The following is a 1,338-nucleotide window of genomic DNA, read 5'->3' as shown; positions in this document are numbered from 1 at the left end:
GTCAAGCCTGGGCTGGTCATGCGACAGCTGCTTCGGGGACCCGTGACTCGTAGAAGGTGCCGTCGCGGAGCATGGCGAACAGGACGCTGATGCGGTGGCGGGCGAGGCGGAGGAGGGCTTGCGTGTGGGTCTTGCCGCGGGCTCGGCATTTGTCGTAGTAGGTGCGGGAGGCGGGGTCGTGCAGGGCGGCGAACGCGGAGAGGAACATGGCCCGTTTGAGCTGCCGGTTTCCGCTTCGGGGTGCGTGTTCGCCGTGGATGGAGGTGCCCGAGGACTTCGTGGCCGGGGCGAGACCGGCGTAGGAGGCGAGGTGGGCGGCGGTGGGGAAGCTGGTGCCGTCGCCGACGGTGACCAGCAGGACGGCGGCGGTCCTGACCGCGACCCCCGGCATCGAGGTCAGGACCGGGGAAAGAGGGTGGTCCTCCAGCAGGGCTTTGATCTGGGCTTCCAGGGCCCGGCGCTGTTCGTGGACGGCCGCGAGCGAGCGGGCCAAGGACGGGATGACCACGTCCAGGGTGCCGGTCCCGGGAACGACGACGGTCTGCTCGTCGAGCGCGTCGAAGACGTCGTCGATCAGCCGCTGGGCCATGCGCGGGGCCTTGGGCCGGATCACTTCGACGAGTCTGCGGCGGCCGGCTTTCCGCAGGGCGGCCGGGGATCCGTAGCGTTCCAGCAGCCACGTCACCGCGGGGTGGTCAAGGCGGGGCCCGAGGATGCGTTCCAGGCTGGGGTGGAACTGGGTGAGCAGGCCGCGTATGCGGTTGGAGGTGCGGGTGGCCTCGGCCGCGAGGTCCTGGTCGAACCCGGCCAGCACGGTCAGCTCTGCGGTGATCTCGTCGGTGAGTTCCAGCGAGCGCAGGGTGTGGGGCACGGTGCGGGCGGCGTCCGCGATGACAGCGGCGTCCTTCGCGTCGGTCTTGGCCTCGCCGGGGTAGAGGTCGGCGATCCGGCGCATGGCAAGTCCCGGCAGGTAGGCGACCTTGCAGCCCGCGTCGCGGGCCACGGTCAGCGGGAGAGCGCCGATGGAGGCGGGCTGGTCCACGATCACCAGGACGGTGCCGAACTTCGCGGCCAGTTTGTCGAAGACGGCCCGCAGCCTGGGCTCGCTGTTGGGCAGGGGCTTGTCGAGGACCTTCTTGCCGGCCGGGGTCAGCCCGTGGCCGTGGTGGGCGGTCTTGCCGACGTCCAGGCCGAGGAACACGCCCACGTCGCCGGTGTCGAACATCGTGCTCTCAACTCCTTTGATGCGGCTGGCCTTGGCGTCGGTGTCGTACGCGCGCATCCACGTTATGCAGACCTGCCGCCCGTGAACTGTCCGGCTTTGCACCGGACCGGACG

Annotated in this window: 1 protein-coding gene; it reads right to left on the bottom strand. The window is 70.3% G+C overall.

What is annotated here, in order from left to right; all coding sequences use genetic code 11:
• Positions 1-16: 16 nt before the first annotated feature.
• The gene (locus tag ACH427_RS32315; RefSeq protein ID WP_398875391.1) at positions 17-1,225 is read right to left on the bottom strand and encodes an IS110 family transposase; all 1,209 of its coding nucleotides are present in this window, start codon (positions 1,223-1,225) and stop codon (positions 17-19) included.
• Between the last annotated feature and the right edge of the window lie 113 nt (positions 1,226-1,338).

This window comes from Streptomyces sp. NPDC020379, from assembly GCF_044387105.1.
In the GTDB taxonomy this organism is placed as follows: Bacteria; Actinomycetota; Actinomycetes; order Streptomycetales; family Streptomycetaceae; genus Streptomyces.
This window is presented reverse-complemented; position numbering and strand designations above follow the sequence as displayed.

Bases quoted from the DNA above. Each gene is read 5' to 3' on its own strand.
- ACH427_RS32315 (WP_398875391.1), bottom strand. From the start codon at position 1,225: ATGTTCGACACCGGCGACGTGGGCGTGTTCCTCGGCCTGGACGTCGGC.